A 19,049-nucleotide genomic window follows, 5' to 3' on the forward strand; every position below is an offset into this window, starting at 1 on the left:
TAAGATGCAGATAGTGATTATATTTGAACACGTTCAAGGGAGGAATTATATAATGAAAAAGATAGGAAGCTTACTATTAGCTGCTGTATTAACGGTTGTACCGATGACTTCATCTTTTGCACAGGAAAGTCATTCCAATCTATCTCCAGAAGAAAAAGCGAAGCAATGGGCAACGACAGTCGTGACAGATTACGGAGCAAGTGCTGTCCAATATGCTATCGTTGATCATGGCAAAGTGATTCTATCCGGTCATGCAGGTATCAAAAACCAGGCAACCAAAGAAAAAATCACACCGGATACGATGTTTGGAATAGGTTCTGTCAGTAAAATGTATGTTTCTTCCGCAGTAATGATGCTGGTGGATGCAGGTAAAATAGATATTGATCAACCATTAACTACGTATATTCCTGATTTTAAAATGGCAGACGAGCGTTATACCAAAATCACACCTCGTACTTTGCTAAATCATTCTTCAGGATTATACGGATCTCATTATCATAACAGTATTTTATTTGACGATAATGATACTCAGAACTATGATAACTTGCTAAAAGAATTACAAACCGAACATCTCAAAGCCGATCCAGGCGCATTTTCTGTCTACAGTAACGATAGTTTTCAGTTACTTGAGGTGTTAGTAGAGCGAGTTAGCGGAATGAGTTATTCTGAATTTGTCAAAACACGTATTAGTGATCCGATGAAATTCAAATCTACGCATACACCGTTAGACCAGTTCGATCGTAAACAACTATCCAAAACGTACTTTCCAGGAATCGAAAGTGCATTGCCTGTAGAAAATGCGAATATACTCGGTACAGGCGGTATCTATTCTACAGCAGAAGAATTAGCGACATTTGGTGATGTGTTGATGGGCAATAAGCCAGAACTCTTATCCGAGAAATCTGCTCAAGCGATGCAAAAAGACGAATATCGCAATGGAATCTGGGTGCCTGAAGAAAGAAATACAACCAATTATGGTCTGGGTTGGGATGCTGTCAATTTAGCGCCTTTTAGCGACTATGGTATCAAAGCATTATCTAAAGGTGGAGATACTATAATGTATCATGCCGATCTGATTTCTTTGCCCGGCTATGATATGTCTGCCGCAGTTGTGTCCGCAGGAGGATCTTCTTTATATAATACGCAGTTAGCAACGCAATTATTGTTAGAAGAATTGAAAGATCAAGGCAAAATTAAAAAGATATTACCTGATCAAACATTCAAACCTGCTGTGCAAGTAAATATGCCCGCTGAAATGAAACAATATGCTGGATTGTATGGCACATTAGACAAAACAATTCAATTGGAACTCAAAAATGGGAAAATGGAATTACCTGATATATTAGGTGGAATTATACCTGCTCAGACGTATGTGTATACAGGTAAACAACAATTTACCAGCAAAGATGGAAGTACTATCATAAGCTTTGACAAACAGACCAATGGAAAAACGTATATTAAAGTCAATACAACGGTAAGTTTCCCTGGATTGGGACAAGCCGCAATGGTCTTTTATGAATACCAAAAATTAAATAAAAATAAAGTATCAACAGCAGTACAACAAGCATGGAAAGCACGGAATGGTAAACGTTATTATGCGGTAGATGAAAAGATTAATTCTGCTTTTTATATAGCGCCATCGATTTTGACCAAAACGCTAGCTGTAGATGCAAGCAATGGCTATGTTAATGGAGACAAAATCATCGATCAGAATCATGCCGTCAATGTAGTTCAAATTCCTGTTATGACAGGCAGAGACACATTTGATTTTGAATTTGTAAAACAAAATAAGATCGAATATCTAAAAACAAGCAAACAACTATATATCCCAGAAGATGCGATCTCACCTTTATCCAAAGACAAATCATCTACAATCACGATCGCTTCTAATGGACATGTCAAATGGTTCAAAATTGATAAAAATACAGCAGGCAAAACAATAAACGTAGATTATCCAAACAATGCGGGCTTTGTTGTATATGATGCCAAAGGCAACGTTGTAGAATCTTCTATCATCACTTCTAAAAAATCTGCTGTTCTGCCTGAAAATGGATTGATTGTGTTTGGCGGACAAGCAGGAAATGTTTTCAAAGTGACATTAGGTCAAGGTACAACGAAATAAAAGATTTTCGATCATATTCATAAATAAAAAAGTACGTATAAACATTAATAATGTTTGTACGTACTTCTTTTGTATTATACTATTTGAGTAAATACATATTATCTGGGAGTGACATTGGATACGATGGATATGTTAGATATTCACGCTACAACGCAGAGTCGCGAATTACTAGAAGTAGAGACATCACGCTTAGCAGACTTACTCTCAATACATGCGAATAAAGATGGTAGTTATGAGTCTGAGCGAATTTCAGGTTTATATTTTAATCGTTACTCCAAAGTCGAAAAAGCAGATTATACCCATACGATGTATTGGCCGACAGTGGGTATCGCTGCACAAGGTAAAAAGGTTATTGAAGTGGGAAATGAGATTTTTGAATATGGAGGTTCTACAATATTTGTAGCTCCTGTTGCTTTACCGGTAATGATGAAGACTATTATAGCTAGCCCCTCTGATCCTTTTCTGGGTGTGGGTATATATCTTAATCCGCAACGAATTGCTGAATTGGTACCTAAAGTATTCCCGCAAGGATTACCTAAAGTGAGCCAAAGAAGTCCGGGATATATGCTACCAGGCGATTTAGGATTTATACATGCAGTTGCACGCTTAGTGGATTGCTTATCTAGCTCTAGTGATAGTGAATTGCTAGCTCCACTTATTGTGGATGAAATTTTTATACGACTTCTTCGTAGCCCTATAGGTGTATTTGTAGCTGAGACTGTTTTTGTAGAATCTAATGTACAACGTGTTGCTAAAGCGGTTCGATGGCTTCATGAACATTTTGCTCAGCCTTTAAAAATTCCTGAATTAGCAGACATGGTGCATTTGAGTCAATCTTCTTTTCGTGAACATTTCAAATCAGTAACTTCTATGAGCCCTTTGCAATATCAAAAAGCTTTGCGTCTGCAAGAAGCAAGACGATTGATGTTATCTGGTCATATGGATGCGATCACGGCTTGCCGGATGGTCGGGTATATTAGTGATTCACAATTTAGTCGAGATTACAGTCGTTTTTTTGGTAGTCCACCTAGTAGAGATCGCAATAGATGGCGTTAACATATACCAGTAAACATGAATACAGCTCAATTACAATACCAGCCCGAACTTATTACCACTTCAAGCTGGTATACAACCTGCATCTAGCTTATTAGCTTTGCAGGTTTTTTTGTATCTTCAGACGTTCTGGCGAATCAGGCAAGAATTTACGCAGAATAGGCAAATGTCATACTGATATCCAATCTATACTACAAGTAACTTAAAAGCAGAAAGAGTGTGTTTTGGGGAGCAAGGTAGAGACGGAATCAAATACATGATGATATGAGGAGGATATAGGATGCGAGTATTTGTCACAGGAGCGAATGGTTTTATAGGAAGTGCGGTGATTCAAGAGTTAATTCAAGCCGGTCATGAGGTAACAGGTCTGGTGCGTTCCGCAGAAGGTGCTCGCAAACTTACAGCGATTGGAGCAAAAGCCCAACAAGGCAATGTAGAGAGTATCGAAGATTTACGTAAAGGAGTAGCCCATGCAGATGGAGTGATCCATACTGCCTTTTTTCATAAATTTTCGCATGCTCGCTTATCTACACGTGTAAAGATTGTATTAGGTGGTAACCCTCGTCATGCTGGATCTAGATTTATGGCAATGGCTACTGAAACGGATCGGCGTGCGATTGAAACGCTTGGAAAAGCTCTTTCGGGCGAAGATCGGTCACTTGTGATGGCTTTCCCAACTATGGCACTAAAAGCTGGTTACGTAGCAACCGAAAAGGATCCGTCCGATCCTCAATCAGTAGGAGGCGGACGGATTATTTCAGAGAAAACAACGCTAACACTCGCAGATCAAGGAGTTCGCTCTTCTGTTATTCGTATAGCCCCACTTGTACATGGCATCGGCGATAAAAGCGGTTTACTACCGACTTTGATTGACATTGCTCGCAAAAAGGGCGTATCGGCTTATGTAGAAGATGGAGCTAATCGATGGCCAGCAGTACATCAATTAGACGTAGCACGCCTATTTAGACTGGCTTTGGAACAAGCTACCGCAGGTTCTACCTTCCATGCAGTCGGAGAAGAAGGAATACCTTTTCGTGAGATTGCTACTGCGATCGGTCGTTATCTAAATGTACCTGTATCAAGTATCAAAAAAGAACAAGCCAGTGCTCATTTTGGATGGTTAGGTGGTTTTGTATCTGTCGATAATGTTGTTTCAAGTGCATTAACACAGTCACAATTAGGATGGACAAACCATCATCCATCTTTATTTACTGATATGGAGAACGGTCATTATTTTAAATAGAATCAATTTAAGACAGATATAGATTTTTGATTAAAAAGTCATTTACAATTGTCTGTTATGAAGATAAGCATCGATGCGATCTAATGCTTCTTGTGGCCCGCCTGTGTGTTGGAAGCTTTCATTAATGTTCTGTACACCTTTTTTGTATTGTGGATTAGACAACACTTCTTGTACCGCTTCTTGAAGTGATTGTACATTGATCTGATCTTTGGTAATACGATAGCCTGCTTGCAGTTCAGTTAAGCGCTGAGCGACCATTGGCTGATCTTTGTCTTGTGGCAAAACGACTAAAGGCACATTGAAATGGATGCCTTCATTGACACTGTTCATACCGCCATGAGTAATAAATACATCGGTATGCTGTAGCACCTCTAACTGAGGAACATAAGGTAAAATCATGATATGTTCAGGAGCCAGGTTGATCTTCGTAACGTCAACTTTTTCACCTGTAGCAATAACTACAATACCGTTAAAGTCTGTAAAAGCTTCGATACAAGTATTAAAGAATTGTTCGGTGTGATCCAGAACGGTTCCCATTGAAATGTATAGTACTTTTTGATCTTTAAGAAGATGAAGTGGAAATGACGTATTTTCAGTACGTTTTGGAAAACTAGGTCCAATAAAAAGATGTTCATCGCCAAACTGATCGCCATTACGTTGAAAGTATTTACTTGTATAAACAATATTTAGATCACCGTTATTATTCATAAATTGACCCATTTCTTTAGGCATAACGTTGTATTTCTCTTTCATTAGTGATAGTCCAGCTTGAATACTCTCGGAAAGCTGAGAAGTAGTGTCCATTTGACTTGGAAAAATTCGTTTGGTCATCTGATCATTAGATATCAAAAAAGATGGAGACGAGGAAATACCCGGAATATTCAGGAAATCTCGAACTAACTCACCGGCCCCGAACTTATCATAAAATACAAAATCAAATTGCATTGTTTGTGATAGCTGTTCGGTTAACGCTAAAATGTGTAACGAAGTTTGAATATGAATGTTTAAAAATTCATTTATTCCATTGGGGCTACCTATACGGATCGAAGCATTTCTAAGCAGATCAGTATGAACGTGAACAATCGCTCCAACAGCTTCTAATCTATCTCTGAACTTCTCGGTCGTAATATAGTGAACCTCATCGCCACGTGATGTAAAAGCATGAGTGATCCCAAGTGTTGGATTCACATGACCTTCTGCGGGAAAATTAACAATTAGAATACGTAACATTCGATATCACTCCTATTGGATAGTATAAGAAATAGAACCGTTGCTTATTTATGATAACAATAATCTATTTCTTTTCCAATTTTTGCAGATTTTTCACAAGTATAGTGGAGCAGTGAATAGAAGAAAGAGCTCATAACCGTTTGGCTAGAAAATAGTTACTCTCGTATAGTATCTGCTTGTTCACCAAACGTTTTGCCAAAACTATTCATCGCATCCAGTACAGGCATAAGCGCTGTTCCTTTATCAGTCAGTGAATATTCGACTTTGGGTGGAACTACAGGATATACTTTGCGTTTAATTACCCCATCTTTTTCTAATTCACGTAGTTGTTTGCTTAAAGAACCTTGCGAAAGATCACCTAGAAACGCTTTGATATCTGAATACCGGCGCGTATGTCCTTTTAAATACCACAAAATAAAATATTTCCATCGTCCAGATAAAATATTTTGCGTAAAAGCGATGGTATACATATCTGTCTGATCATTAATAAATTCTTTTTGAAATCCGTCTTTACACACTCTCATCGTCTTTCTCTCCATTCTTAAGTACATCTATGTGTACTATGTACATCTAAATTGCCCTCTATGCAACGTCACGATATCACTTTATGATTATTTTATTATGCAAATTGTTATAGATCAAATGATCGCATAGAAGTCTTTATAACAGGTATAGTTAGTAAGCTAATCAATAGTCTAACATATGAATAAATATTAAAGGAGAGAACATACTTGAATCAAACATTAGAATTGCTTCACAACCACTCATCGGTGCGTTCGTACACTAATCAACCATTAACCGAGGAACAACTAGATGCTATTTTCCAGGCAACTATTCAAACATCGTCATTTAGCTTGTTACAGGCTGTTTCTATTATTCGGGTTACAGATCCAGAGCTTCGCCAACAAGCAATGGAACTTTGTGGTCATCAGCCTTATATCGGACAAGCAGCCGAGTTTTGGGTTTTCTGTTCAGACTTTCATCGGAATCATGAAATAGCTCCTGAAGTAGATATAGAATATATTGAATTTCTAACGATTGGTTTAGTAGATGCTGGACTTATGGCGCAAAATGCTTTGACAGCAGCCGAATCTATGGGACTTGGTGGCGTATATATTGGCGGTGTCAAACTCAATATCGAGAAATTATCTGAAGCTTTGCAATTACCTAAATACGTTATTCCAGTAGTAGGATTGTGTATTGGTGTTCCAGCAGAAGAGAAAGCAGAACTCAAACCACGCTTACCGAAATCTATGGTGTTATTTGAAAATAAATACCAACCATTGGACAAAGAAGAACTATCTACTTATGATAACACAATGAAAAAATACTATGAAGATCGTCCGATCAGAGCGCCTTTCACTGTAAAAACGGTCAAAGGATGGAGCGATCATATTCATGATCATCTACAACGAAGTATTCTGCCTAATATGATGAGTTATATGAATAAAATGGGATACGCTAAAAAGTAATAAGCAGTATATATAGGAGTCTATATTTGCACATTAATTTCCACTATGTTATATTTAGCCCACTAATTAGTTTTGAAAAACAATCCGAGAAACAAATCGAGAGTAACTTATTATAAAGTTACTCTTTTTTATGAATAATTTCTAATATGAATACGAACATAAATCTCTAAAGCGTAATAAAGTCATCAAAGATCATCCTATCTCAAGCTATTTTTGTTGGTATTACTAATTCAATGATTCGAAATGGAGCGATGAAAAAATGACTAAAAAGATCAAAGTAGGTATTATCGGTGGATCAGTAAATAACGGGTGGGCAAATAGTACTCATATTCCCGCAGTTCAGCATTTGGAAGAGTATGAGTTAACAGCCGTAGCTACAAGTAACAAAGAAAGTGCAACCAAAAGTGCTGAAGCTTTTAAAGCTACTCATGGTTTTGATCAAATTGAAGAGTTAGTACAACATCCTGATGTAGATATGGTAGTTGTCAGTATTAATGTAAAAGAGCATTATCATGCGGTCAAAGCTAGTATTCCTTCTGGAAAGCCTATTTATAGTGAATGGCCTTTAGGATCAACTACAGAAGAAGCTATTGAAATGCAACAATGGGTAGCAGAGCATCAGATTCCAACTGCAATCGGATTACAAGCAAGACAAGCTCCTGCGATTAAGTATGTCAAAGATTTGCTGAAAGAAGGATATGTAGGAAAAGTCTTATCTGCTCAATTGAGAGTATCTATGGAAGGTATGGGCGGTACAGCTGATCAATCGACTGCTTATTTGTTCGATCGTACATCTGGCGGAAATTTGCTAACTATCGTGGGTGGACATAATATAGATGCGTTTACTTATATGGTTGGCGACTTTGCAGAACTTTCCGCTACAACAGCACAACAATACACTCAAGTAGCGTTAGTAGATACTCAACAAATGATTGAGAAAACAACAGATGATCAAATTCTGGTTACTGGTAAATTAAAAAATGGAGCAGCAGCGAGTATTCATATTCAAGGAGGAGTGAAGCATCAAAAAGGGGTGACTCTTGAAATCTTTGGTGATCAAGGGACGATTGTTTTATATGCGCCTAAAACGATTCAATTTGGAGCACATGAATTGTTAGGAGCCAATTCTGCTGATGCCGAACTACAAGAGTTAACAGTTCCGGATGACTATTATTCTGTACCGGATTCTCTGCGAGATGATACTCCAGTGCTAAATATCGCTCAAGTGTATCGTGCATTTGCTCAAGATCTTCAAGAAGGAACATCATTGACATCGAATTTTGCAGATGCAGTCAAAGTACATCAATTAATCGATGCAATACAAAAATCTGCACAAACAGGTGAACGTCAATATTTTAAATAAGACTCTATGTCTACGTGCTGGGTATTCAAAGTGTGAATCAAAGCGCGAATTTTACTAATAAAATCAATACTAATTTTTGCAAAGTCAAATCGTTTATCTTAAATCTCTTACCTTAAAAAAAGGAGCAGACATCTTCAATGATGACTGCTCCTTTTTGGTACAAACTACACTAGATTTGATTGATTACATTCAAGGCTGAAAGCGATAGCCGACACCCCATACTGTCTGAATATAGCGAGGATTGCTAGGATCTTCTTCTGTTTTTTCACGTAGTCGATTGATATGAACAGCTACAGTCGCATTATCACCAATCGATTCAAAACCCCATATACGCTCATATAACGTTTCTTTGCTAAATACATTGTTAGCATTTACGATCAGAAAGTGGAGCAGATCAAATTCTTTTTTCTTCAACTCTAGTTCTTTACCGTTTAGATAGACTCGGTGAGCTTGCATATTAATCACAAAAGAACCTATTTCAATATGGCTATTGCCATAACGATCAGGTTTTCCTTTTATCCGATCATATTGAGCTAGATTGGACTTTACTCGCGCTACTAATTCATTAGGAGAAAAGGGTTTGACAATATAATCATCTGCACCTAACCCTAATCCGCGAATCTTATCAATATCTTCTTGCTTGGCAGTAACCATAAGAATAGGAATATCTAGCTTTTCACGCAAACGGCGACATACAGAAAATCCATCTTCACCCGGTAACATAAGATCCAGCAAAATCAGATCATAAGGTTCAGATAATGCTTTTTCTGCACCGGTAAGTCCATTATCAGCTATCTCCACTGCAAAGTGATTGATTTCGAGATAATCGCGTTCAATCGATGCGATCGCTTCATCATCTTCTATAATTAGTATTTTTCTCATTGTACTTCCTCCTGATTAATCAATGGAAGCTGAATCTTAATCTGCAAACCGCCTGAAGGTGCATGCATTGCCCGAATCGTTCCACCCATGCGTTCCACAGCTTTGGCAGTAATCGCTAAGCCAAGCCCGCTACCTTTATTAGGATTATTACGCGAAGGATCACTACGATAAAATAGATCAAACAGTTGAGGCAATGATTGATCAGGAACACCGGGACCATCGTCGGTGATACAAATAGTGATCTGATCATCATCTACATTGGTCTCTATATGAACCCATCCGCGCTCTTTGTGCTTGTACTTTAAGCTATTTTCGACGATATTGGTAAATACGCTATCTAACTGCAATTGATCTGCAAAAATTCTGGCTTTCTGATGTGAAAATGACGTGGTGATATACAGACCTTTACTACGGTATTCTTCAGCTGTTGCTTTGACAAGTGATTCTAATTCATAATTCACATCTAGCAGCTCAGGATCGTATGGATAATTACCTAGATCCATTTTGGAAAATAGAAAGATTTTGGCAACCATCCGGTCAATATCTCTTGCTTTGGTCTGTATCATAGTAATGTACTTATGTTGAGCTTCCGGTGTATTAGCCACTCCATCGAGAAGCCCTTCTGAATAAGCACGAATCGAAGTGAGTGGAGAGCGTAGATCGTGTGAGATACTAGCCAGTAGTTCTTTACGGCTTTCTTCTTGACGCTGAATTAATTGCATCGATTGTTTCAACTGTAATGCCATATCATTAAAATCATGACAGATCGCGGCAAATTCATCTTTGCTCTCATATTGAATACGTGTATCTAAGTTACCATCCCGAATCTGCTGAACACCTGCTACTAATGTATTGAGCGGTTGACTGATTCGCTTGAACACAAAATAAGTCAGAAAGCGATTAGTAAAAAAGATAGTGACAATAATCCCAATGCCAAATAAGATCATAAACAGCGTAATTAACATCTGATATCGGCTGTAGTAACTATCATCATTCGTAGCATTTTCATGAAACGAATCAAATGTTGAAATGACATACGTCTGATCATTTACAGTTACTTTTTTGCTATACACATCTTCTTCAGCAAGGTAGATACTACCTTCTCCGTTCAAAGACCAGATCGCTGTCATCATTTTATTATTAGCATCGATCGTCAGTTTCCCCATATTTAACAGAGGTGTACGCGTATTATAATCGTGCACTGTCAGTCTCATTGAATGCTTTTGCAAATAATCTTCTAGTTGCTGTTTTTCATTTGTTTTTTGCTTTTGAGGATGTTGAATAAGTTCTGTCGCAACAGAAGTGATTTTCTCCGGTACATCGTAGATAGAGCTTTCATTATCGTATTTCGTTTTCCAATACTGGTAAGATAAATATTGTCCGGCTCCGATAATAATCGCTGAAATTAGTACAGGTATGACAATCATCAAAATGTTAGAAATGATCAGGCGTTGTTTAATAGTCATACCACGTACTCCTTCGATAATAGATAAGTGATTACGAATGTATTGTAGCATTTAATCTGTACGAAGCGCATAAATAGGTCGTAATCGTGCAGCTTTATTGGCTGGAATAATTCCGAATATAACACCGATCACAAATGAAAATGCAAATGAGATCGTAACCATATTCCATGCATATTGAATCGGAAACGGTGTGAATTTACCAGCCACCCAGACCAATCCAAGTCCTACCCCGATACCAAGCAATCCTCCAAGTGTACTGAGAAATATCGATTCGATCATAAATTGGATCAAAATATTGCTCTTTTTAGCACCAATCGCTTTACGAATACCGATCTCACGCGTCCGTTCATTTACCGATACAATCATAATATTCATAATACCGATTCCACCTACAATCAGTGAAATCCCTGCGATCCCTGCTAGAGATGCTGACATTAATGCATTGGTTTTTTCCATAGATTTGATCATTTCTTGAGCATCAAATATATCGTATGCTGAAGGATCTTTGAATTTCTGTTCAAGGCTAGCTGCAAGTAGGGCTTTGACAGTAGGGATATCCTGTTCGGTCACAGTTTTGACTTCAAACGTCTGAATACCTTTTGTCTGTAAAAAGCGTTCTGCGGTAGCGAGTGGGATTAAAATTTTCTCATCATTGGAGCCCATTAAGCTTGAGCCTTTACTTTGTAACAAACCTACGATTTTGAAAGTTTCGCCATTAAGACGGATATCATGCCCGACTGGATTTTCAGTGCCAAATAAAGTGGTAGCAGTAGATGAGCCGATCACAGCTATCTTTTGTCGGTACTGGCTATCAATATTAAGAACAAATCGTCCGGATTGTACATGAAAGTCTTTGACATGCTCATACGCAGGAGTTACACCTTCTAAGGAAACATCGACATTGTTATTGCGATTTTTGGCAGTCACATTGCCTGAAAGGGTAGGGGATACACCGGATACACCTTTTAACTGGTTATAAGCAATGACTTCCTCATACGTCAGTGAACTGGTTACCCCGCGTCCCATCACATTAACAGATAGTAGATTGGTGCCCATATCTCCAAATTGATCACTGATCTGCCCGTTAAAGCTCATACCCACAGAGACGACTAGAATGACCGACGAGACTCCAATAATAATGCCTAACATCGTCAAAAAAGAGCGGATTTTATTACTGATTACACTAAGTAATGCCATACGTACACTTTGAAAAAAGATCATTACTCATTCCTCCGATCTTCTGTCAAAACGCCATTTTGAATACGAATAACACGTTTGGCTTGATCAGCGATATCCAGATCATGGGTAATCAAAATAATGGTATGTCCTTGTTCATTCAGACTTTTGATCATCTGCATGACTTCTTTACCTGTATTTGTATCCAAAGCACCTGTCGGTTCATCTGCTAGCAATAAAGGCGGATCACCAGCAAGAGCACGTGCTATTGCGACACGTTGCTGTTGTCCGCCGGATAATTGATTAGGACGATGATACATCCGTTCATGTAATCCTACTTGTTCTAACGCCTGACTTGCTCTTTTTTTACGTTCTCGATAAGACAATCCACGATAGATCAAAGGAAGCTCTACATTTTCGATCGCTGATAATTTGGGCAATAGATTAAAACTTTGAAAAATAAAACCGATTTTTTCGTTACGAATTTTGGCAAGGCGATTATCAGACGTTTTGCGTACATTTTGACCATCCAATATATACTCTCCGCTATTAGGCAGATCCAAGCAGCCTATCATATTCATCAAAGTAGACTTGCCTGACCCTGAAGGGCCAATAATCGCTACAAATTCACCATGATTCACCGTCATAGAGATATCCTGCAAAATAGGCATCTGCTGTCCTGCCATCATATAGCCATGATTCATATGACTGATCTGTATCAGTGGCTCCTTATTCATGGAGTGCCACCATCTGTAGAAGAGCTATCACTAGATGTACTCGTATTTGTATCGGTAGTATTACTATTATCTGTTGAAGTACTGCTGTCTGTTGCATTACTGTCAGTTGAACCACTATCTGAAACTGTCGTCGAACTACTGTCATCCAAGCCACCTGTACCAGACATACTGCTATCTGGTGAAGAGGTACTAAGCCCGCTCATATCACTGGATGGGATCACGATTAGATCGCCTTCTTTTAGACCACTTTTAATCTCAATCTGACTATCATCATGAATCCCGATCGTTACTTTCTGTTCGGTCGTAGCATCAGGTTGCGCATTTTGTGTACCTGCTGATACTCTCGCTTTTTGAACTACATATTGGTCACCTTGTTGAATAACCGATTCGATAGGTACTACAAGAATATTTTTTTTCTGTTCGACCAAAATCGTAGCCTGTGCGGACATACCTGCTTTGATCTCGCCCGGTTGATCCAAATGAATCGTTACAGCAAAAGTAGAAACACCATTTTTGATTGAACCTTCATTTGCGATCATTGAGACTGTGCCAGTATACGTTTTGCCGGGTAATGCATCTAGCTGAAGTGTAGCTTTTAATCCGTCGTGAATTTTAAGAACATCTAATTCATCGACCTGAATCGTAGCGCTCAAATCTTGATAATCAACAATAGTAAATGCTTCTGCGCCACTACTGACTGCTCCGCCGGGAGCGACACTCATCTTAGTGATTGTTCCACTAATCGGAGAAAGCAGCGGAGCAGGAGCAGCTTGATCTTTTTGTAAACGCGCGATTTCTGTTTCAGTAACAGTGATATCGTCTTTACCTTTTTCTATTGCTAGCCGAGCTGTATCTAATTCGGTTGGAGTCGCATTATTCATAACTAGCTGTTTGTATTGTTCTTGCTTATCTTGAAGATCGCTTTGTTGTTGCTTCAGGGTGTTGGTTTGTTGAGTGATATCTTTGGAATTATCTTTATTTTTATAGTTGAACAAGACCTGTCCTTTTTGAACACGTGTATTTAGTTTGCCGTTTACCTGATTAATATTGCCTTCATGATCGGCATAGACAAGCGTCTGGCTCGTAGCTTTGATCGAACCAGCCCCTTTGATCAATACTGTAATTTCTCCTTTTTGCACAGGAACAGAAGGGGTAGGTTCAACGACCAATTCATCTTGTGCTTTGGGCCAGAGAACATAAGCGGTTGCTCCGGCAGCGGCTAATACGACAATAATAGCTATAGTGATCCAGATTCGTTTTTTACTTTTCATAGGTTCCTCCGTTAGTTAGCAGATAGATCTGTTGTGCTATTTTTGTTATTACGATCAGTTGAATCTGGTTTGTCCGGTTGATTGGTTGTCGGAGGTGTGCCCGGATTCGTTGTAGGTGTATCTACAGGTGATGTTGTAGAAGGTGTATTGACGATATTGGCCGTGTAATCAATTCTGTAGCTCTGCGTACCGAGAAGGATTCGTTCGCCTTCAAATTCATCGTACACATTGATTAAGAAACGACCACCTTTCATCGTTTTGTACACATTACTATTTAAAGTGGTTGAATACGGAATCGACTTGCCGAGTGTTAAGTCAGTACCCGGAACCATAGTTTTTTCTTGTACTTGACCGGATGGATCTACCCATTGAATGACCAGATTATGTCCATACGTGCCCATATTATAGGTGTTGTCTTTGCTAAAGTTATAGGTCATATTCAGAGCAATACTTTCTTGACCTTCTGACAATGAACCTGTAGCACTTGTAATCGCAAATCGGTACGGGAATAGCTCCATATCGCTACTTACACTAGCCACTACAGGCGGCGTCTGTTTATTGAGTCCCAGTTCAACCGCATTGATATAACCTGTAGGTGTAGTCGTCGCTGTAGACATTTTGCCATCGTTAATCGCTTCACCGATATAAAGTGTTAGTCCGGAAGTATTGATTGACGCAGGGAGTTTGCTCCAGACAGTAATTAAGTTTTTACCATCAGGACCGACTGTTTTGTCCGATTGATTAACAGTAGCTTCATAATATTCATTATTTGGTGTTTTGTAATAAGCGATAAGACGAGCAGGTGTAGAAGTCCGTTTTTCTTCGCTCTTCATTTCAAGTTCAGTATATGCAATTTTTTGACTTGTACCTTCATAGGTAATCGTACGACGTTCTTTGATTTCTGCTTTTTTGCCTATCGTCTGAATATGGAAAGAAGATCCAGGGGCGATTTTGGCAACAGTAGAATTGATCTGACCTACTTGTAGCGATAAGAACGGATTATCTTGATCCAGTGTATTACCAGTAGAAGTTGTCGCATTGGTAGTTGGACTGGTTGAATCGGTATTTGCAGTATCTACATTAGGATATAGTTCGATTTTGAGTTGAGATAAATCTGCATCTGCATCAAAATGACTGACCACATAGTACACACGACTTTGACCGGCATCCAGTGACGTATCTGTCTGTTCTGCTATAATCTGTACTGGGCTACTGATGCGATTATTTTGCGCTTTGATCCATCCGCCAAGTAGAGGCAAGTTAACAGAAGAAGTGCCAGCATTACGCAGACGAATTTTGGCAACTACGATATCTTCAGCAGTCCATGGCATACGTTGAAAGCTTTCAAGCGTTACGCCAAAGTTGCCGTAATTATTATCAAATGCATACTCTGTTTGCGCCGATTGATTCTGTTCTTGGCTGTAGGGAATTATATAAAAAGCAGTGGGTAAAATAATCGCACTTTTCGCTTGTGTATTGTCTGCTACTTGCGTATTTGTCGTTGTATTACTTGGAGTTGTTGCTGATGATTCTAACAATTGCAGTTGAAGTTGTTGCTGTTTCAATTGAGCTGGAATTTCAGCAGATAATTGAATTTGCTTTTCCTGCAATGGCTTGAGTGCTAGATTAGTGAATGCTTTGGTAGTGATCGGGAATGAATACCCTTCTGATGTTTTGATAGATGTTTCATAAGTAGGTAATACTACTGTTTGATTACCGATATTTTTTATTCTAAATTGCATCGTCCATACGGCTTTATCTCCACTGGTAGAGATTGTTGCTGTTTTTAATTGAGTCTCAATCATTGTTCCATCTACAGCGATTTTTCGAGAAGATGCTACAGGAACAGTAAGACTAGACGGACTTACTTTAGGTAATTTGAATGCTACTACTGGTAATTCCAAGTTAGTAACACTACTTGCTGTAGAACTGTCTATTTTGCTATCTGTTGCAACAGTATTGCTTGTAATCTGTAAAGTCATATTTGTAGTATTCAGAGAAGCTGGGATAGCGGCAATATACTTTATACTTTGAGTATCTCCGGGTGAAATAGAGAAATCACGACTAGCATGATCTAGTTGTAGCTCAAAAGTAGAACCGGTAGCAGACTGTAAGTAAGTATGGTAATTAGGAGCCTCTAACACTTCAGTACTTAGATTGCTTACTTGTACAGCTAGACGAGCATATAATTTATTATTAAAACGGATCACTTGTAACTGCTGTGGTTTGAGATTAAGTGTTGTCGTACCAATCGTTACTTTTTTGCTTTTGCCTTGAGCGATAGCAGGTGAGTAATTCGTAGGAACGGTAAATGTACCTAACTTTTTCTCATAATTGGCGGCATTAAAATCCCAACCAAACATCGTAATTTTGCTACTGGTTAGTTTATTTTCTTTTTTCATATCTACATAGTACGTAATCGTTTGAGTAGACTTCGGGGAAATCGTTATCTGATCTTTGTTATCAGGAACAGGTACTCCTTTGATTGGAGAAGTTCGTAATGTACTTACTCTTGAAAAGCTATTCATTAACTTGTATGGGCTGGAAGTGGTGTTGGTATAAGTAAGGGTGTAGGTCAGAATATTGCCTGTATTTTTGCTAGCTAATTGAATATCGGTTAATTTCACACTGACTCCAGATTGGAGTGAGATTGAAGGGAGTGCTGTTAAAGAAGCGCTAGCTGAGGAGTTCATCTGAGTTGCAGACAGATGGGTTGGAGCGGCGAATACGGGATTATTTGTAGTCTGGCTTAAAGCTACCATTCCTGCTAACAGAGCAAGATATGCAGGGTATTTCTTCATCTATCGTTCCTCCTGATCTTCATCACCTGTGTGTACAGGTTGATTTATAGATTGATCTTAGAGGAAGGAGTTAAATTACACATAAACAAAAGCAAAGTATTTCTATACAGGACTTAAATTAAATATAAACTTTTTATAAACTGGGACGATCATATACATCTACCTCAAGATGACGTTCAAGCAATAATCCTAATCGCTTAGCCATAAAAGCGGGAGGGTGAGGTTTTTCATGCTTGATCCACCATTCGACTATTCCTAAAATCGCTGCTCCTAAAAACTGAATATCTACATAATCTTCTTCAGTTAGTGGTTGTTTCTTTTGATCCAGTATTCCTTGTTCTAACTCTTGAAGAAAAAATGCTAGAAATCGTGTGCGAAAAAAAGAACTTCCTTTACTGGCTAGCATTGCAGAGAAAAATGAATACTGACTTTCAAAATATTCGAACCACAACAATCCAGATTCTACATAACTATCATTCATGTCTTGTGAATTGCAAATGTCTCTCATTTCTTCAATATGCTCTTGAATAAGCTTATCTAGCAAATCAAACTTGTCTGTATAGTGAAGGTAAATCGTTCTTCGGCTAACATCTGCTTGATCAGCGATATCTTGAATCGTAATCTGATCAAACTTTTTCTCGATCATGAGATCAATAATAGCCAATTTGATCGCTTTTTGTGATTTCCGTACTCTTCGATCTATTTGCGACATGTTATTATGACCTGCTTTCTTCCAAATAATGCACAGTTTGAAGAAGAACGTGAACTACTGCACAAAATCTGTTGTTTTAATCATTGTAAATGCTGTATTTGTATTTAGTATTATACATAGTTGTTTCTTAATACACTAATGTGCATTTTTAGATATGGATATATGTATGAAATGATCCAGGGAGGAAAGAGAAAAATGAAAGTTACTGTTATTGGAGCTACAGGAGCCACAGGTAAGAAAGTAGTGGAGCGTTTACTTCAATTAAATCATGAAGTTAATGCTGTATCTCGTCGACCTCAAGTTCATACATCGACTGAGCAACTGCATATTTATCAGGGAGACGTATTGGATACATCCACTATGATTAAAGCTATGATAGGTACAGACGTGGTTATCAGTTGTATAGGACCAACCAAAACATTTTCATCAGGTCATATCATGTCAAAAGGAGCTTTGAATGTTATTGCAGCCAATTTCTCACCGGGAACTGTGATGTCAGAAGGGATACCCAATATTTTATCAGCTTGTCAGCAAGCAGGAGTTGGGCGTGTGGTGATGCAAAGCGGCATTAATTTGAGTGATGGAAAAGAATTTTCTGCTTTTAATCGGGTTGCTGTACGTACGATGCGGTTTATTTTCTCCAAAGCGATCAAAGATAAAGCAATCGCTGAGCAGGCAGTGATCGCAAGTAACTTGGATTGGGTGATTGTACGTCCTTCTGTGCTTAGTCATACCGCTGACTCTGTCCAATATACAGCAGGGCCTTTAGCCCGGATTGAGCCACTTCATCCTCTATCATTTGTAGACTGTGCAGACTCTTTGGTTCGAGCGGCAACAAGTGAGCCATCATGGATCAAAAAGATTATTAATGTCGGAAAATCATAACTTGTACTAGCAAAATTTTAAATAATTATAGAAAAAAACACCTCCAACGCAAAATAGCAGCAAGTGATCTGCTTTCGCATTGGAGGTGTTTTGCAAATGAAGAATAGATTAAGACCAGCGATCAAACCAGTGAATATCAGTGATAATATCCTGATCTAACGGAATACCGTATGTTTCATTGATCCATTTTAAGCTATTAAGTTTGTTTTTGACGACTTCTGCTTCTTCTGGAGATAGTTGCTTATCCATCACTTTGATGACGATATAGTCGCTCCAGAAATCATAAAAAATAACAGGAGCGCCAATCGCATCTTCAACAGCCCGATAAAATTGTCCACGCGGTTCACTATCGCCTGCCATAATCGTATCCATAAAATCAATCGAAAAACGAATACTGTGATAATTAACAGATGCTTGAGATGTAGAAGATTGCACAGCAGATGGGGTTCCTGTGGAGGGGGGAGTAGAAGTGCTATTGTATAGGTCACTATCGGATGCTGAAGCAGAAGTCACCGGAAGAATCGAAGCGAATAAAGCAGCAGATAACAATAAAAAAGATAATTTTTTCATTACAAACCTCCTGTATAAGTGTAATAGGGATATAGCCAAAACAGAATCATGTAACACCTCAATAAA

General features: G+C 38.5%; 16 protein-coding genes. 6 read left to right on the top strand and 10 right to left on the bottom strand.

Features of this window, described 5'->3' with window-relative positions:
• The first annotated feature begins 52 nt into the window (after positions 1-52).
• The 3 genes from QE450_RS08015 to QE450_RS08025 all read left to right on the top strand — a co-directional run bounded on the left by QE450_RS08015 (position 53) and on the right by QE450_RS08025 (position 4,418).
• The gene (locus tag QE450_RS08015; protein WP_307298343.1) at positions 53-2,122 is read left to right on the top strand and encodes a serine hydrolase domain-containing protein; all 2,070 of its coding nucleotides are present in this window, start codon (positions 53-55) and stop codon (positions 2,120-2,122) included.
• A 123-nt stretch (positions 2,123-2,245) separates the two neighbouring features.
• Positions 2,246-3,178: an AraC family transcriptional regulator gene (locus QE450_RS08020; protein ID WP_273616298.1), complete on the top strand. Its 933-nt coding sequence runs from the start codon at positions 2,246-2,248 to the stop codon at positions 3,176-3,178.
• Between the two features lie 277 nt (positions 3,179-3,455).
• Complete coding sequence (locus tag QE450_RS08025) at positions 3,456-4,418, top strand: SDR family oxidoreductase (protein ID WP_307298345.1); 963 nt, start codon at positions 3,456-3,458, stop codon at positions 4,416-4,418.
• A 42-nt stretch (positions 4,419-4,460) separates the two neighbouring features.
• Here QE450_RS08025 and QE450_RS08030 read toward each other — a convergent pair whose 3' ends face one another.
• Both QE450_RS08030 and QE450_RS08035 read right to left on the bottom strand, forming a co-directional pair.
• The gene (locus QE450_RS08030; RefSeq protein WP_307298347.1) at positions 4,461-5,648 is read right to left on the bottom strand and encodes a macrolide family glycosyltransferase; all 1,188 of its coding nucleotides are present in this window, start codon (positions 5,646-5,648) and stop codon (positions 4,461-4,463) included.
• A 155-nt stretch (positions 5,649-5,803) separates the two neighbouring features.
• Positions 5,804-6,172 carry a winged helix-turn-helix transcriptional regulator gene (locus QE450_RS08035; protein ID WP_307298349.1) on the bottom strand — a complete coding sequence of 123 codons (369 nt, stop codon included), beginning with the start codon at positions 6,170-6,172 and terminating at the stop codon, positions 5,804-5,806.
• Positions 6,173-6,379: 207 nt separating this feature from the next.
• Here QE450_RS08035 and nfsA point away from each other — a divergent pair, with 207 nt between their 5' ends.
• Both nfsA and QE450_RS08045 read left to right on the top strand, forming a co-directional pair.
• Positions 6,380-7,120, top strand: a complete 741-nt coding sequence (nfsA, locus tag QE450_RS08040; protein ID WP_307298350.1) for an oxygen-insensitive NADPH nitroreductase — start codon at positions 6,380-6,382, stop codon at positions 7,118-7,120.
• Positions 7,121-7,379: 259 nt separating this feature from the next.
• Entirely contained in the window at positions 7,380-8,483 is a 1,104-nt protein-coding gene (locus QE450_RS08045) for a Gfo/Idh/MocA family protein (protein WP_307298352.1), read from the top strand.
• A 189-nt stretch (positions 8,484-8,672) separates the two neighbouring features.
• Here the strand turns inward: QE450_RS08045 and QE450_RS08050 are convergent, their stop codons facing one another.
• The 7 genes from QE450_RS08050 to QE450_RS08080 form a co-directional block, all read right to left on the bottom strand.
• Complete coding sequence (locus QE450_RS08050; RefSeq protein ID WP_307298354.1) at positions 8,673-9,365, bottom strand: response regulator transcription factor; 693 nt, start codon at positions 9,363-9,365, stop codon at positions 8,673-8,675.
• A complete protein-coding gene (locus tag QE450_RS08055) occupies positions 9,362-10,831 on the bottom strand; it encodes a sensor histidine kinase (RefSeq protein ID WP_274170010.1) in 1,470 nt (489 codons plus the stop codon). The genes QE450_RS08050 and QE450_RS08055 overlap by 4 nt, the downstream gene beginning before the upstream one ends.
• A 51-nt stretch (positions 10,832-10,882) precedes the next feature.
• Positions 10,883-12,052, bottom strand: a complete 1,170-nt coding sequence (locus tag QE450_RS08060; protein ID WP_273616167.1) for an ABC transporter permease — start codon at positions 12,050-12,052, stop codon at positions 10,883-10,885.
• Complete coding sequence (locus QE450_RS08065) at positions 12,052-12,744, bottom strand: ABC transporter ATP-binding protein (RefSeq protein WP_273616168.1); 693 nt, start codon at positions 12,742-12,744, stop codon at positions 12,052-12,054. Before QE450_RS08065 ends, QE450_RS08060 begins: the two co-directional genes overlap by 1 nt.
• Positions 12,741-14,015 carry an efflux RND transporter periplasmic adaptor subunit gene (locus tag QE450_RS08070; RefSeq protein ID WP_307298358.1) on the bottom strand — a complete coding sequence of 425 codons (1,275 nt, stop codon included), beginning with the start codon at positions 14,013-14,015 and terminating at the stop codon, positions 12,741-12,743. Before QE450_RS08070 ends, QE450_RS08065 begins: the two co-directional genes overlap by 4 nt.
• Positions 14,016-14,026: 11 nt before the next feature.
• Positions 14,027-16,816: a hypothetical protein gene (locus tag QE450_RS08075; protein WP_307298361.1), complete on the bottom strand. Its 2,790-nt coding sequence runs from the start codon at positions 16,814-16,816 to the stop codon at positions 14,027-14,029.
• A gap of 133 nt (positions 16,817-16,949) precedes the next feature.
• Positions 16,950-17,528, bottom strand: coding sequence for a TetR/AcrR family transcriptional regulator (locus QE450_RS08080; protein ID WP_307298362.1), 579 nt, complete (start codon positions 17,526-17,528; stop codon positions 16,950-16,952).
• A gap of 195 nt (positions 17,529-17,723) precedes the next feature.
• Between QE450_RS08080 and QE450_RS08085 the strand changes: the two genes are divergently transcribed.
• Positions 17,724-18,413, top strand: a complete 690-nt coding sequence (locus QE450_RS08085; RefSeq protein ID WP_307298364.1) for an NAD(P)-dependent oxidoreductase — start codon at positions 17,724-17,726, stop codon at positions 18,411-18,413.
• A 108-nt stretch (positions 18,414-18,521) separates the two neighbouring features.
• Here QE450_RS08085 and QE450_RS08090 read toward each other — a convergent pair whose 3' ends face one another.
• Complete coding sequence (locus QE450_RS08090; protein ID WP_307298365.1) at positions 18,522-18,983, bottom strand: hypothetical protein; 462 nt, start codon at positions 18,981-18,983, stop codon at positions 18,522-18,524.
• Positions 18,984-19,049: the final 66 nt, after the last annotated feature.

It is taken from the genome of Paenibacillus sp. SORGH_AS_0306 (assembly GCF_030819345.1).
GTDB classification, from domain to species: domain Bacteria; phylum Bacillota; class Bacilli; order Paenibacillales; family Paenibacillaceae; genus Saccharibacillus; species Saccharibacillus kyungheensis.

Bases quoted from the DNA above. Each gene is read 5' to 3' on its own strand.
- QE450_RS08020 (WP_273616298.1), top strand. From the start codon at position 2,246: ATGGATATGTTAGATATTCACGCTACAACGCAGAGTCGCGAATTACTA.
- QE450_RS08070 (WP_307298358.1), bottom strand. From the start codon at position 14,015: ATGAAAAGTAAAAAACGAATCTGGATCACTATAGCTATTATTGTCGTA.
- QE450_RS08090 (WP_307298365.1), bottom strand. From the start codon at position 18,983: ATGAAAAAATTATCTTTTTTATTGTTATCTGCTGCTTTATTCGCTTCG.
- QE450_RS08085 (WP_307298364.1), top strand. From the start codon at position 17,724: ATGAAAGTTACTGTTATTGGAGCTACAGGAGCCACAGGTAAGAAAGTA.
- QE450_RS08050 (WP_307298354.1), bottom strand. From the start codon at position 9,365: ATGAGAAAAATACTAATTATAGAAGATGATGAAGCGATCGCATCGATT.
- QE450_RS08030 (WP_307298347.1), bottom strand. From the start codon at position 5,648: ATGTTACGTATTCTAATTGTTAATTTTCCCGCAGAAGGTCATGTGAAT.
- QE450_RS08025 (WP_307298345.1), top strand. From the start codon at position 3,456: ATGCGAGTATTTGTCACAGGAGCGAATGGTTTTATAGGAAGTGCGGTG.
- QE450_RS08055 (WP_274170010.1), bottom strand. From the start codon at position 10,831: ATGACTATTAAACAACGCCTGATCATTTCTAACATTTTGATGATTGTC.
- QE450_RS08080 (WP_307298362.1), bottom strand. From the start codon at position 17,528: ATGTCGCAAATAGATCGAAGAGTACGGAAATCACAAAAAGCGATCAAA.
- QE450_RS08065 (WP_273616168.1), bottom strand. From the start codon at position 12,744: ATGAATAAGGAGCCACTGATACAGATCAGTCATATGAATCATGGCTAT.
- QE450_RS08015 (WP_307298343.1), top strand. From the start codon at position 53: ATGAAAAAGATAGGAAGCTTACTATTAGCTGCTGTATTAACGGTTGTA.
- QE450_RS08075 (WP_307298361.1), bottom strand. From the start codon at position 16,816: ATGAAGAAATACCCTGCATATCTTGCTCTGTTAGCAGGAATGGTAGCT.
- QE450_RS08060 (WP_273616167.1), bottom strand. From the start codon at position 12,052: ATGATCTTTTTTCAAAGTGTACGTATGGCATTACTTAGTGTAATCAGT.
- QE450_RS08035 (WP_307298349.1), bottom strand. From the start codon at position 6,172: ATGAGAGTGTGTAAAGACGGATTTCAAAAAGAATTTATTAATGATCAG.
- QE450_RS08045 (WP_307298352.1), top strand. From the start codon at position 7,380: ATGACTAAAAAGATCAAAGTAGGTATTATCGGTGGATCAGTAAATAAC.